Below are 13,078 nucleotides of genomic sequence, written 5' to 3' on the forward strand. Positions count from 1 at the left end.
TGATCCGGGTTAAACCCAATAAAAAAAGCCCTGCAACCAAGTGATTACAGGGCATTTTCAAAACAGGAAAAGGGATTAACCCAGCTTGCGGCCTTTGTTGGCAGCAATACGCAGACGCAGGGCGTTCAGTTTAATAAAACCTTCCGCATCTTTCTGGTTGTAAGCACCAGCATCATCTTCAAAGGTGGCAATGTTTTCATCAAACAAGGTATCAGCGGACTCACGGCCTACAGGAACTACGTTACCCTTGTAGAGTTTGACGCGCACCTTGCCGTTCACCACTTCCTGAGACTCATCAATCATGGTCTGCAGCAGTTTGCGCTCCGGGCTCCACCAGTAACCGTTATAAATCATCTCGGCATAACGTGGCATCAGTTCGTCTTTCAGGTGTGCCACTTCACGATCCAGGGTGATGGATTCAATAGCACGGTGGGCTTTCATCATGATGGTGCCGCCGGGTGTTTCATAAGCACCACGGGACTTCATACCCACATAGCGGTTTTCGACGATATCCAGACGACCGATACCGTTGGCTCCACCCAGCTTGTTCAGTTTTTCCAGCACTTCATGCGGCTTCAGACGTTCACCGTCGATGGCAACAATGTCACCCTTCTCATAGGTGAGTTCAATGTAGGTCGGGATATCAGGTGCTGCTTCCGGGCTGACACTCCAGCGCCACATGTCTTCTTCAGGTTCTGCCCAGGGATCTTCCAGAATGCCGCCTTCGTAAGAAATGTGCAGCAGGTTGGCATCCATGGAATAAGGAGATTTTTTACCCTGTTTGGCAAAATCAACCGGAATATTGTGTTCTTTGGCATAACCCATGAGTTTTTCACGGGACAAGAGATCCCATTCACGCCAGGGGGCAATCACTTTTACACCAGGCTTAAGCGCATAAGCACCCAGCTCAAAACGCACCTGATCGTTACCCTTACCGGTGGCACCATGAGAGATAGCATCAGCATTGGTCTGGTTGGCAATTTCCACCAGACGCTTGGCAATCAGCGGACGGGCAATGGAAGTGCCCAGCAGGTATTCACCTTCATAAATGGTATTGGCACGGAACATCGGGAACACATAGTCACGCACAAACTCTTCGCGCAGGTCTTCGATGTAAATTTCCTTCACACCCATGGCAATGGCCTTGGCACGCGCAGGCTCCAGCTCCTCACCCTGCCCCAGATCCGCAGTGAAAGTAACCACCTCGCAACCATAGGTGTCTTCCAGCCACTTCAGGATGATTGAAGTATCCAAACCACCGGAATAGGCCAGCACGACCTTTTTTACATCAGACATGATTTCTCCTCAAAGTGTTCTGACCTAACGCCAGAAGCAGGAACAATGAACAGCAAAAGGGCTGCAAAAGCAGCCCAGAAACCGGATAAAAGGATTATAACGCAAGGAACACAGATCGTCAGCGCTGACTTGATCAGATCAGAACAGAGGCTTGATTTCCAGTTCCCGCTCCAATTTGATGGTGACTCTGCGGTTGGTGGCACGACCCTGCGCGGTTCTGTTATCCGCTATGGGGTAACGCTGACCGTGATACTGGGAGACAATCAACTCCTGCGGCATACCCCGTGCGAGCATATATTCCGTCACGGCATCGGCTCTACGACTGGATAACTCGCGGTTATCACGACGAGTACCGGAAGCATCCGAGTGACCATCCACCATCACCACAATCACCTCAGGGTCTGCATAGGTATAACGCACAATCAGATCCAGCTGATCACGATCTGCCTGAGTCAACTCTGCACCACCCAAGTGAAAATTGATCATAACATCGCGTATTTGGTCATAGTTAACGGGCAACAGCTGAGCCTGGCACAACTGGAAATCGGCAAAAGCGGGATGAAAATGCAGCGGCGTCAGACTGGCACGACGACGCTCAATACGGGAATCACGGTCTTCCTGCACCATGGAAGGCATCAACCCCTGACGCAGGCTTTCGAGTACCAGCTCGGTTTGTTGCGTAGCAATCCGCATCGGGCGATCCGTGGTCACCAGATCATAACTACCCAGATGATGTGTACCTGTACCAGGCAACCACTGAGGCGCCATGGCAACCAGTTGAACCTGACCGGGACGGAAAGCATGACGGAAAGGTTGGATCTCCATACGAACCGACTCACCGGCACGGTGAATAAAACGGGCTTCACCAAAATTAGGGATATAATGCGTCAGTTCACAGTTTAACTGCGAAGGGTTGCTGGCCTGCCACAAACCGGGTTCATAACCCGCCTGCCAGGTGCTGGCCTGCACACCGGAAGCACCCAGCAGCAAAGCTGCAGCGGCATATAAATGCTTCAGTTTACCTGTACGCCCTGTTGTCGATGTGGCAGTTAAGTCAGACACACTGGAATCCTTCTTGAAAAATCCGGGGGTTATCCCGCTTTTGTCACTCAAATCACTTTCTGTGATGCTCTACCGACCTATCGACCCGGCAGTGTGTAACTTTAGCAAAACAACTGAAAAATACAGGGGCTATGTTAAGCTAGTCTTGGCATCAACCCAAGTCTTTAATTCCCACGCCGGTCAGGAGCTTTGCGTGAACAGTCAGTCCAGTGTCAAACATCCCATGTCCCGCCGCTTCCGGGGCTACCTGCCCGTTGTTATTGATGTTGAAACAGCCGGTTTTAATGCTGCCACTGACGCCCTGCTGGAAGTCTCTGCCACCACCCTGACCATGGATGAAAACGGCATGATCCTGCCAGATCACAGTGTTTCACGCCATCTGATTCCTTTTGAAGGAGCCAATATTGAGCAGGCGGCGCTGGATTTCACCAAAATCGACCTGAACAGCAGCTTTCGCCAGAGTATTGCTGTGGCAGAAGACAAAGCACTGGGTGAGATTTTTAAGACAGTGCGCAAGGCCATCAAGGCTCACAGCTGCTCGCGTGCGATACTGGTCGGACACAATGCCAGCTTTGACTTGGCTTTTATCAATGCTGCTGTTGAACGCTGCGCCATCAAACGCAACCCTTTCCATCCCTTTTCCAGTTTTGACACCGCCACACTGGGCGCACTGGCCTTTGGTCAGACAGTGCTGGCTCGTGCTTGCAAAGCAGCCGGTATTGCCTTTGATAACCGTGAAGCTCACTCTGCCAGTTATGACACAGAAAAAACCGCCGAGCTCTTTTGTGCGGTGATCAACACCTGGCACGAACTCGGCGGCTGGGAACTGGCGCTCAGGACTATGCCCGAGCAGGAATAACAATCAAGCCTGAGCTTGAGCCGCTTCTTCCACCATTTTTTGCAGTTCACCCTGCTGGTGCAGATCAAGGATGATGTCACAACCACCCACCAGCTCACCTTTCAGCCACAGCTGAGGAAAGGTTGGCCAGTTAGCAAACTTCGGTAGCTCGGCACGGACATCGGGATGCTCCAGAATATTAACAAAAGCAAATTTCTGACCACAGGCCATCAGTGATTGTACCGCCTGTGCAGAAAAACCACACTGGGGCATCTGCGGGTTGCCTTTCATATAAAGCAGTACGGGGTTGCTGGAAATCTGTTCTTTGATGGTATCAAGGGTAGAGGACATTAAAGCTCACCTTTTGCATTAAGGAAAAATCACAGGGGATAAACCCGACTAAGTTAGTCAATTTTAGCGGTCTAACCCGCCGAATAACAAGTGACATAGAAAAATTTAACACCTTCTTGCCAGCAACTGGGCAAGTGCTTAGACTGAATGTTTTTTTCGGGTTCGCCCGCTTTCTCAGGAGGAATTTTGCACCATGGCTCACTCTGCCCTGATGCACACTTATGGTCGCTTACCCGTTGCTTTCATCGAAGGCAAGGGTTCATGGCTGACCGACACCAATGGCAAAACCTATCTGGATGCTTTAAGCGGCATTGCAGTCTGCGGTCTGGGTCACGCCCATCCTACAGTCACCCGCGCTATCTGTGATCAGGCTAGCCGATTGGTGCATACCTCCAATCTTTATCAGATTCCTGCTCAGGAAGCAGCCGGTCAGAAACTGATCGAACTGTCCGGCATGGACAAGGTGTTTTTCTGTAATTCAGGTGCTGAGGCCAACGAGGGTGCCATTAAACTGGCACGCCTGCATGGTCATAAAAAGGGCATTGAAGTACCGCATGTGCTGGTAATGGAAAATGCTTTTCATGGCCGCACCCTGGCAACCCTGACCGCTACCGGCAATCGCAAGGTGCAGGCGGGCTTTGAGCCACTGGTCACCGGCTTTATCCGTTGTGCCTATAATGATCTGGATGCCGTCAAAAACATTGTGGAACGGCGCACGGATATTGCCGCCATTCTGATCGAACCCATTCAGGGCGAAGGCGGGCTGGCCGTTGCTTCGGATGAAGTGATGAATGGCCTGCGCCAGCTCTGTGACCAGCATAACCTGCTGTTGATGCTGGACGAGGTTCAAACGGGTAATGGCCGTACCGGTACTTATTATGCTTTCCAGCGTTATGACTGGAGGCCTGATGTGGTAACCACTGCCAAAGGCCTGGGCAACGGCTTCCCGATTGGTGCCGTGATGGCACAGGGTGCTGCTGCTGAACTCTTCCAGCCGGGTTACCACGGCTCCACCTATGGTGGCACCCCACTGGGTAGCGCCACTGTGCTGGCGGTACTGGAAACACTGGAAAAAGAACAACTCTGTGCCCGTGCAGCCACGCTGGGTGAACGCATTACATCCGGTTTGCAAACAGCACTGGAGGGTGTACAGGGCTTTAAAGGCATGCGTGGTCGTGGCCTGATGATTGGCATAGAGCTGGATCAACCCTGTGGTGAGCTGGTACAACTGGCTCTGGATGCAGGACTGCTGATCAACGTTACCGCCGGTCAGGTTGTACGCCTGTTGCCACCACTGACCTTTACCGATGCAGAGGCTGATCAACTGATCAGCCAGTTAAGCCAGCTAATCCGGGATTGGCTGGCATCACGGAGTTAATCATGAGTGTCAGACATTTTTTAACCCTGACAGACCTGTCCCCACAGGAACTGGAGCGCCTGATTCAGCGTGCGATTGAGCTGAAGCGCCGCCACAAGTCAGGCATCATTGATGAGCCGCTCAAGAATCGTGTGCTGGCAATGATTTTTGAGAAGTCATCCACCCGCACCCGCGTCTCTTTTGAAGCGGGTATGATTCAGCTCGGCGGTGGCTCCATTTTTCTGTCACCGCGTGATACCCAACTGGGACGCGGTGAGCCGCTGGAAGACACCGCCAGAGTGCTGTCTGAGATGGTGGATGCCATTATGGTACGCACCTACTCTCATCAGGATCTGGAAAAACTGGCCAGCTACTCCACCATCCCTGTCATCAATGCCCTGACGGATGATTTTCATCCCTGTCAGCTGCTGGCCGATGTACAAACCTTTGTGGAGTGTCGCGGCAGCCTGCAGGGCAAAACCGTCACCTGGATTGGTGATGGCAACAACATGTGCAACTCCTACATGAAGGCGGCACGCCAGTTCGACTTCCAGCTACGCATCTGCTGCCCGGAAGGTTATGAACCCAGCGCCAGCCTGATGGAAGATTATGCAGATCGTATCACCTTGATTCGCGAGCCAAAGGCTGCAGTGAAAGATGTACAATTGGTTGTCACCGATGTCTGGGCTTCCATGGGTCAGGAAGAAGAACAAGCACGCCGCAAGCGGGATTTTGCACCTTATCAGGTTTCACCGAAACTGATGGATCACGCAGCCAAAGATGCGCTGTTCATGCACTGCCTGCCCGCCCACCGAGGCGAAGAAGTCAGTGAAGACATGCTGGATGATTACCGTTCAGTCGTCTGGCAGGAAGCAGGCAACCGCCTGCACGCACAAAAAGCGCTGCTGGAGTTTCTGATTGTTGGGTCACCCACTCTGGCAGGGGCCTGATGATGCAACCGCCCATCCGCTTAACTCAATACAGCCACGGCGCAGGTTGTGGCTGCAAAATTTCACCCAAGGTACTGGACACCATTCTGGCCGCTGCAGGCAGTCAGACAGCTGATCCTCGTCTCTGGGTCGGTAATGCATCACGGGATGATGCAGCGGTGTTTGAATTAAATGCCGAACAGGGTGTGGTTTCCACCACCGATTTTTTTATGCCGATTGTGGATGACCCCTTTGATTTTGGTCGCATTGCCGCCACCAACGCCATCAGTGATATCTACGCCATGGGTGCCACACCTTTGATGGCCATTGCCATTCTCGGCTGGCCGGTCAGTCTGCTGCCCGCAGAAGTTGCCGGTGAAGTGGTACGTGGTGCCCGCAGTGTTTGTGACGCGGCTCAAATAGCATTGGCCGGTGGTCACTCCATTGATGCGCCAGAACCCATTTTTGGTCTGGCGGTCACCGGTCTGGTGCAGAAGACACAGCTGAAACGCAATGACACAGCCAAAGCCGGAGATCGCCTGTATCTGACCAAACCCCTCGGCATAGGTATTCTGACCACAGCAGAAAAACAAAACAAACTTCTCCCTCAGGATGTGGGTGTTGCTTGTGACCTGATGTGCACTCTGAATAAAATCGGCTCAGAATTAGCAAAACTGCCCGGTGTTTCCGCCATGACCGATGTCACCGGTTTTGGTTTGCTCGGGCATCTGGTCGAAATGGCAGATGGCAGTGGCCTGACTGCACTGATTAATGATGCAACCGTTCCACGCATCCCATCGGCTGATTTTTATCTGGCACAAGGTTGTGTGCCCGGCGGCACAGATCGCAACTTTGACAGCTACGGTCACCGTATTGCCCCACTGAGTAACAGCCAGCGCCAGCTTTTATGTGACCCTCAGACCAGTGGTGGATTGCTGGTTGCAGTTGCACCCGATGCTGAAGCAGCCTTTTTATCCATCACCGCAGCACAGGGGCTGGATCTGCACCCCATCGGGGAACTGGTAACTGCCAGAAAGCTGGCTGTTGAGGTTATCAATGCCTGAACAAACCGCTGACTATCGAAGTATTCTGCTGTCCCGCGTACCCTTGATGGACACCCGTGCACCGATTGAATTTGCACAGGGCAGCTTCCCCACTGCTATCAACCTGCCGCTGATGACGGATGCTGAACGCACCCAGATTGGCACCTGTTACAAACAACAGGGACAGGAAGCGGCTATCAAGCTGGGTCACCAGCTGGTTCAGGGATCAGTCAAGGCGGATCGTGTTGCGGCCTGGCTCAACTTTGCCCACAAACATCCAGAAGGTTACCTCTACTGCTTTAGAGGCGGGCTGCGCTCGCAGATTGTACAACAATGGCTGCAAGAAGCCGGTGTTGACTACCCGCGTATCAGCGGTGGTTACAAGGCACTGCGACAATTCCTGATCCAGACCACTGATCAGGCCGTAAACAACCATTCTTTACTAGTACTGGGCGGTATGACCGGCAGCGGCAAAACCGAGCTACTGGCCAGACTACCGAACAGTGTGGATCTGGAGGCTCATGCACATCACCGAGGTTCCAGCTTTGGTCGCCATGCCACAGCTCAACCAGCCCAGATCGATTTTGAAAACCGCCTCGGTGTTGATCTGCTGCACAAACATGAGCAGGGTTTCCGACAACTGATTGTGGAAGACGAAAACCAGACCATCGGACGTTGTGCACTGCCCCACAGCTGGGTCAGCAGCATGAAAACGGCTCCCATCATCTGGCTGGAAGCGCCACTGGAAGAACGTATTAACCGTGTATTAAAAGACTATGTGACCGACCTGAGACAAGAATTTATTGCCACACAGGGAAAAATAAACGGCACTGCAGCTTTTGCAGATCACCTGTTGAACAGTCTGGATCGGATCATCAAGCGGTTGGGATCACTGCGCCATCGTCAGTTAAAAGAGATCATGCAGGCAGCACTGGAACAACCGGATGCAGAAACTGCGCTGGGGTTACACCGTGAATGGATTCAGCGGATGCTGCAGGATTATTATGATCCGATGTATCACTTTCAGCGCGAAAAAAAGGCTGATCAGATACGTTTCAGGGGCAGTAAACAGGAAGTACTCAACTATCTCGCATCACAAGGTTAAAAAACCCTGCCACTTGGCAGGGTTTTTGTCACCACAAAACCACTATCAGACCAGGTTTTGTGCATCAGCAGAACCAGTGCTCTGACCCGTTGCAGGTGATGCACCCTCAGTGCTTTCTTTGACAGCAACAGCCACATCTTCACGCTCACGGGCAGCTTGTGTGCTCACTTCAGCGGCACTGGCAGTATTCTGAGCCACCTCAATGGCTGGACGAATGATGGTGCCAGCGGTACGGTTTGATTCGTACAGGGGTACTTGTTCTGTTGTCTCACCCAAACGAGTCACCACATCAGAAGGCTGAGTGGATACTGCTGCTGCGGCTTCAGCACCGGCAACCGATACCGGACTACTGGATGCCTGTTCTTCAACAGCATTTTCATCATTGGCACGGATATTCTGAAAACTACGCATATCCTGGCTTTGCGCCTGACGCATGGCAGCAGATGTTTGATTGTTTACGTTGGACTCAATCATGGCGGCACCTCGTTGGATTACTTTTTCTTAGACTAGACAATCGGCATGAATAGTTCAATCTTTAACCAACAAAAGCATAAAAAAACCCACCCCCGGCTCACCGGTAGAGTGGGTTTCTGAAGTTGCATGATCCAATCAGTGATCGTGCAGATCACCTTCATGAGCGTGACCATGCTGAACTTCTTCTTCACGTGCATCACGGATAGACTCAACACTGCCTTTAAAAGTCAGCGCCACACCAGCCAGCGGATGATTGGCATCAATGGTGACAGTTTCTTCATTGGCATCGACTACAGTCACAACCATAGCACCACCGGGACCCTGAGTCTGAAACTGCATACCCGGCTCAATGGCATCAACACCCTGAAAGGCTTCGCGCTGAACCTGCTGAACCAGATTATCATCACGCTCGCCATAACCTTCCGAAGGTTCAACGGCCACTTCAAATGCATCACCAACACTGCGACCTTCCAGCTTTTTTTCCAAACCCGGAATAATATTGCTGTGACCATGCAGATAAAAAAGCGGGTTGCCGCCCTGGGATGAATCAAGCACCTGGCCTTCACCATTGGTCAGCGTGTAATGAATGGCAACGACCTTATTGGCTGCAACTTGCATAGGTTGATCCTGTTGTTAATGAATTGAATCGCCATTTTAGCCAATCTTGTTGCTTCCACACAAACTTAGACGACATTTTCTTTTATGCCGAGACTGTTTTATTCATGCGCGGGGATGTTTAGACTAGTCCAATCTTTCCTTCGACCACCCTTGGTACTGCTTGTGCATAAGACCCCCGGTCTAAGTGTTTTATTGGCTTTACTGCTCAGTCTACTGCTGGTCGGCTGCGCATCAAAATCCGAGCTGGATCGGCCGGCACCGGCAGGTCACCGTCCGGTATATCAGCCCAATGGACAAGAAAGTTTTGCCCAGATTGCCCGTAAACACCAAATAAATGAAACCCAGCTGCGCCGTTACAACCCACGCAGCCAGCAAAACCCTCCGCCCAGAGATCGCCGCCTGCGTATTCCTGAGCGTAATGAAGATGCACCAGCAGAAGGCCCCTATTATTACCGTATACAGGCTGGTGACACCCTGAGCGTGCTGGCGCAGCATTTTCATATTTCGCTAATCAGCCTGATGCAGGAAAACCCGGGATTAAAACCGGAACGTCTGCACATTGGGCAGCGCATTATTATCCCAGTTTACGGCAGGGACACTAATCAATACCGCTGGCCTGTGGATCAACCCAGCGTAAGAATCAATTTTTCATGGCAACGCTGGGGTTTACATCAGGGATTGGCACTGGAAACCAAAACAAGACAGGAAGTTTTTCCCATTGCACCGGGACGAGTGGTGTTTGCCGGTGAGATGCGTGGTTTTGGGCGAGTGGTGATTGTTGATCACGGCGGTGAGCGCCAGTCTGTTTATGCTTACTGTCGCGCCCTGTTTGTGGATCAGGGCGCTCCCTTGTCCGGTCGTTATCCGGTCTGCTCAGCAGGCAGACAAAGCCAGATAGAAAAACCCGGCATTTATTTTGAGTTACGGGTCCAAGGCCAGCCGGTTGCACCGGAAAACTACCTGCCAGCCCTGCCCTGGCCATAACAACAAACCTTAGCAAAATCCGCGTAAATCCTCGCCCATTTTTGCATATCATCAGCAGCCAGTACAAACGTCATGCGAGCGCAGGGTATTTTGCAATTAAAGGCCGCAGGACTGTCGGTCTCTGCCAATGGAGGCCAGCGTAAGACGAGTCACGCACTCGCAGCTGCCTGAGAAGTTGGAAGCCTCGCCCGTGGTGCTTTAGCTTAGGGCAGGGAGCAGTCACAGGACTGATTGAATCCACTGAAACAGTAATTCCCAATTGGTGATGATCTGGGTTTGAATCATTTGGGTGGAGCCGTTTCTCCCAGCAGCAAATCCCGGTGAACCTCGGCCAGGCGTTTGAGTTCCTGCCATACTGCTTCCACCCTCGCCAGGCGTTTACGCTCCGGCTGGGCGGCGAGCCAAAAACTGCGGGTTAAGCTGAGTTGATCCGGCAGCAGGGGTTGTAACTCAGGGGCTTCCTGAGCCAGAAAGCAGGGCAGGATAGCCACACCCAATCCAGCGCGTGCCATGGAATACTGGGTGACCACACTGGTGCTGCGAAAGGCTGGCTGGGCATCCGGCAACAGGCGATCCATGTAGTTCAGCTGGTCAGTGAACATCAACTCATCAATGTAACCAATCAGCCGGTGATGATTCAGGTCTTCCAGACTCTCCAGCGCTGGTGCCTGATCCAGATAAGCCTGAGTAGCATAGAGTTGCAGGCGGTAATCACAGAGCTTGGTGACCACCAGGCTGGTGTGGCGCGGGCGTTCGATGCTGACGGCCATATCGGCTTCATGGCGGGTGAGTTTGACAAAACGTGGCATCGGTAATAACTCCACCACCAAACGCGGATGCATCCGGCAAAAGTCAGCCAGTTTGGGTGCAATAAAAAAGCTGCCAAACCCTTCGGTGGAGCCTATCCGTACCGATCCAATTCGTTCTTCACCCAGCCCTTGCAAAATTTCACTGGCGGTTAAGGCCTGTTGCTCCATCTTGCGGGCAGTGGCCAGTAATAACTGCCCCTGACTGGTCAGTTGATGGCCTTCTGGCCCACGCTCAAACAACTGCACTTCCAGACCGGCTTCCAGTTTATGTATGCGCCGGGAGATGGTGGAAGCATTGATACGCAGGCGTTTGGCTGCTTCACTGAGTTTTTCGGTGCGCGCCACTTCCAGAAAAATTCGAATGTCTTCCCAGTCCATTGTGTCCTCGATAAGCCGTTGTTTTATTGCCTTGCAATTTTGCAAGGCTGCCTTGCATCCATAGGCCTTGTCAAGCGTGTGGTCGGGTGTCTAACATGCAAGCACTCTGCAAGAAAACAACAACAACACACCCGATAACGAGGTAAGCCATGACAGTACGTCAAACTCCCATGATTATTGGTGGCGAAAAAGTCATCTCCAAATCCACTGACTGGCGTGATGTGCTGAATCCAGCCACGCAGGAAGTGGTTGCACGTGTACCCTTCTGTACGCTGGATGAAGTGGACGCGGCCATCAACAATGCCAACGCAGCTTACAAAACCTGGCGCAACACCTCGCTGGGTGCACGTATGCGTATCATGCTGAAGTTCCAGCAACTGATGCGTGAAAACGCCAAAGATCTGGCGGCTCTGATTACTGAAGAACACGGTAAAACCCTGCCGGATGCCGAGGGTGAAGTGGGTCGTGGTCTGGAAGTCATTGAACATGCCTGTTCCATCCCGACGCTGCAGCTGAGTGAACTGGCCGAAAATGTCGCCACTGGTGTGAATGTCTACACCTTAAAACAACCTCTGGGTGTGGGCGCGGGTATCACGGCGTTTAACTTCCCTGTGATGCTGCCCTGTTTTATGTTCCCGATTGCTGTGGCAACCGGCAACACCTTTGTACTCAAGCCTTCTGAGCAAGATCCAACGTCCTCCCTGCGTCTGGTTGAGCTGGCACACGAAGCCGGTCTGCCACCGGGTGTGCTAAACGTGGTACACGGTGGGCCAGAAGTGGCTGCACGCCTGTGTCAGCACGAACACATCAAAGCGGTCTCCTTCATTGGCTCCAGCCATGTCGGTGAACAGGTTTACCAGATGGCGAGTAATGCCGGTAAGCGCGCTCAGTGCATGATGGGTGCCAAAAACCATTGTGTGATCCTGCCGGATGCCAATAAAAATCAGGCGATTGATGCCCTGCTGGGCTCTGCCTTTGGTGCGGCGGGTCAGCGTTGTATGGCTAATCCCGTAGTCGTGCTGGTGGGTGAAGCGCGTCAGTGGGCGGATGACATTGTTGAACGCTCCAAAACCATGATTGTTGGCCCCGGCACTAATGTAAAAGCCGATGTTTGCCCAGTGGTTTCACCCCAGGCCAAAGAACGCATTATCCGCCTGATTGATTCTGGTGTAGAGCAGGGTGCAACCCTGGCGCTGGATGGCCGCGACTGTGTGGTGGAAGGTTATGAGAAGGGCAACTTTGTTGGCCCAACCGTATTCACCAAGGTCAGCAAAGAAATGAACATCTACAACCAGGAGATTTTTGGTCCGGTGCTGTGTGTAGTGGAAGTGGACACCCTGGATGAAGCCATTGCCTTCATTAATGACAATGAAAACGGCAACGGCACCTCTATCTTCACCGCATCCGGCTGGGCAGCTCACAAGTTCCAGAACGAAATTGATGTGGGTCAGGTAGGTATCAACATGCCGATCCCGGTTCCGGTGGCCTACTTCAGCTTCACTGGTTCTCGTGCTTCCCGTCTGGGTCCATTGGGTCCCAACGGTAAAGAAGCCGTGAAGTTCTGGACGCACAGCAAAACTGTCACCGAGCGCTGGTTCGAGCCGGACAGTATTTCTGCCGGTGTGAATACCACCATCTCGATGAAGTAAGCTTTTCATCAGGTAAAAGAGTTTCACGCTCTGCCATCTTGACCCCGCTACGGCGGGGTTTTTTGTGGGTTATAATCCGGGTATTCCACTCCTCTTGCTTAGGATTACTGTGACTGATTCTGTTAAAAAAATTCCTGTCCACCTGATCACCGGTTTTCTGGGTGTTGGCAAAACCACCGCCATCA

The 13,078-nt window shown here is 52.3% G+C and carries 13 protein-coding genes; 7 read left to right on the forward strand and 6 right to left on the reverse strand.

Translation table 11 applies throughout. From position 1 onward, the window contains the following. Nucleotides 1-75: 75 nt before the first annotated feature. Nucleotides 76-1,296: an argininosuccinate synthase gene (locus IBX50_RS05145; protein ID WP_292253989.1), complete on the reverse strand. Its 1,221-nt coding sequence runs from the start codon at nt 1,294-1,296 to the stop codon at nt 76-78. 138 nt (nt 1,297-1,434) lie between these two features. After that, nucleotides 1,435-2,358: an OmpA family protein gene (locus IBX50_RS05150; protein ID WP_292253990.1), complete on the reverse strand. Its 924-nt coding sequence runs from the start codon at nt 2,356-2,358 to the stop codon at nt 1,435-1,437. Nucleotides 2,359-2,581: 223 nt separating this feature from the next. Here IBX50_RS05150 and rnt point away from each other — a divergent pair, with 223 nt between their 5' ends. Further along, entirely contained in the window at nt 2,582-3,217 is a 636-nt protein-coding gene (gene rnt, locus IBX50_RS05155) for a ribonuclease T (RefSeq protein ID WP_292254003.1), read from the forward strand. A 3-nt stretch (nt 3,218-3,220) separates the two neighbouring features. On the opposite strand, the gene grxD is transcribed toward rnt, so the two are convergent. Next, nucleotides 3,221-3,547 (reverse strand): Grx4 family monothiol glutaredoxin, encoded by a 327-nt coding sequence (gene grxD / locus IBX50_RS05160; protein WP_292253991.1) that lies wholly within the window; start codon nt 3,545-3,547, stop codon nt 3,221-3,223. A gap of 193 nt (nt 3,548-3,740) precedes the next feature. Here grxD and IBX50_RS05165 point away from each other — a divergent pair, with 193 nt between their 5' ends. The 4 genes from IBX50_RS05165 to mnmH are packed head-to-tail and all read left to right on the forward strand — an operon-like array spanning nt 3,741 to nt 7,981. Then, entirely contained in the window at nt 3,741-4,925 is a 1,185-nt protein-coding gene (locus IBX50_RS05165; protein ID WP_292253993.1) for an aspartate aminotransferase family protein, read from the forward strand. 2 nt (nt 4,926-4,927) lie between these two features. After that, nucleotides 4,928-5,854, forward strand: a complete 927-nt coding sequence (gene argF / locus IBX50_RS05170) for an ornithine carbamoyltransferase (protein WP_292253994.1) — start codon at nt 4,928-4,930, stop codon at nt 5,852-5,854. Nucleotides 5,855-5,856: 2 nt separating this feature from the next. After that, the gene (selD, locus tag IBX50_RS05175) at nt 5,857-6,897 is read left to right on the forward strand and encodes a selenide, water dikinase SelD (RefSeq protein ID WP_292254004.1); all 1,041 of its coding nucleotides are present in this window, start codon (nt 5,857-5,859) and stop codon (nt 6,895-6,897) included. Continuing rightward, a complete protein-coding gene (mnmH, locus tag IBX50_RS05180; RefSeq protein ID WP_292253995.1) occupies nt 6,890-7,981 on the forward strand; it encodes a tRNA 2-selenouridine(34) synthase MnmH in 1,092 nt (363 codons plus the stop codon). Before selD ends, mnmH begins: the two co-directional genes overlap by 8 nt. 45 nt (nt 7,982-8,026) lie before the next feature. Here mnmH and IBX50_RS05185 read toward each other — a convergent pair whose 3' ends face one another. Both IBX50_RS05185 and IBX50_RS05190 read right to left on the reverse strand, forming a co-directional pair. Further along, a complete protein-coding gene (locus IBX50_RS05185) occupies nt 8,027-8,455 on the reverse strand; it encodes a hypothetical protein (protein ID WP_292253996.1) in 429 nt (142 codons plus the stop codon). Nucleotides 8,456-8,590: 135 nt separating this feature from the next. Then, the gene (locus IBX50_RS05190; protein ID WP_292253998.1) at nt 8,591-9,073 is read right to left on the reverse strand and encodes a peptidylprolyl isomerase; all 483 of its coding nucleotides are present in this window, start codon (nt 9,071-9,073) and stop codon (nt 8,591-8,593) included. A 162-nt stretch (nt 9,074-9,235) separates the two neighbouring features. Between IBX50_RS05190 and IBX50_RS05195 the strand changes: the two genes are divergently transcribed. Then, nucleotides 9,236-10,057 carry a peptidoglycan DD-metalloendopeptidase family protein gene (locus IBX50_RS05195; protein ID WP_292254000.1) on the forward strand — a complete coding sequence of 274 codons (822 nt, stop codon included), beginning with the start codon at nt 9,236-9,238 and terminating at the stop codon, nt 10,055-10,057. A 281-nt stretch (nt 10,058-10,338) separates the two neighbouring features. On the opposite strand, the gene IBX50_RS05200 is transcribed toward IBX50_RS05195, so the two are convergent. After that, nucleotides 10,339-11,244: a LysR family transcriptional regulator gene (locus IBX50_RS05200; RefSeq protein ID WP_292254001.1), complete on the reverse strand. Its 906-nt coding sequence runs from the start codon at nt 11,242-11,244 to the stop codon at nt 10,339-10,341. Between the two features lie 149 nt (nt 11,245-11,393). Here IBX50_RS05200 and IBX50_RS05205 point away from each other — a divergent pair, with 149 nt between their 5' ends. Then, nucleotides 11,394-12,893 (forward strand): CoA-acylating methylmalonate-semialdehyde dehydrogenase, encoded by a 1,500-nt coding sequence (locus IBX50_RS05205; protein WP_292254002.1) that lies wholly within the window; start codon nt 11,394-11,396, stop codon nt 12,891-12,893. The last annotated feature ends 185 nt before the right edge of the window (nt 12,894-13,078 follow it).

This window comes from Marinospirillum sp. (assembly GCF_014859565.1).

Bases quoted from the DNA above. Each gene is read 5' to 3' on its own strand.
- IBX50_RS05145 (WP_292253989.1), bottom strand. From the start codon at position 1,296: ATGTCTGATGTAAAAAAGGTCGTGCTGGCCTATTCCGGTGGTTTGGAT.
- rnt (WP_292254003.1), top strand. From the start codon at position 2,582: ATGTCCCGCCGCTTCCGGGGCTACCTGCCCGTTGTTATTGATGTTGAA.
- grxD (WP_292253991.1), bottom strand. From the start codon at position 3,547: ATGTCCTCTACCCTTGATACCATCAAAGAACAGATTTCCAGCAACCCC.
- IBX50_RS05165 (WP_292253993.1), top strand. From the start codon at position 3,741: ATGGCTCACTCTGCCCTGATGCACACTTATGGTCGCTTACCCGTTGCT.
- argF (WP_292253994.1), top strand. From the start codon at position 4,928: ATGAGTGTCAGACATTTTTTAACCCTGACAGACCTGTCCCCACAGGAA.
- selD (WP_292254004.1), top strand. From the start codon at position 5,857: ATGCAACCGCCCATCCGCTTAACTCAATACAGCCACGGCGCAGGTTGT.
- mnmH (WP_292253995.1), top strand. From the start codon at position 6,890: ATGCCTGAACAAACCGCTGACTATCGAAGTATTCTGCTGTCCCGCGTA.
- IBX50_RS05185 (WP_292253996.1), bottom strand. From the start codon at position 8,455: ATGATTGAGTCCAACGTAAACAATCAAACATCTGCTGCCATGCGTCAG.
- IBX50_RS05190 (WP_292253998.1), bottom strand. From the start codon at position 9,073: ATGCAAGTTGCAGCCAATAAGGTCGTTGCCATTCATTACACGCTGACC.
- IBX50_RS05200 (WP_292254001.1), bottom strand. From the start codon at position 11,244: ATGGACTGGGAAGACATTCGAATTTTTCTGGAAGTGGCGCGCACCGAA.
- IBX50_RS05205 (WP_292254002.1), top strand. From the start codon at position 11,394: ATGACAGTACGTCAAACTCCCATGATTATTGGTGGCGAAAAAGTCATC.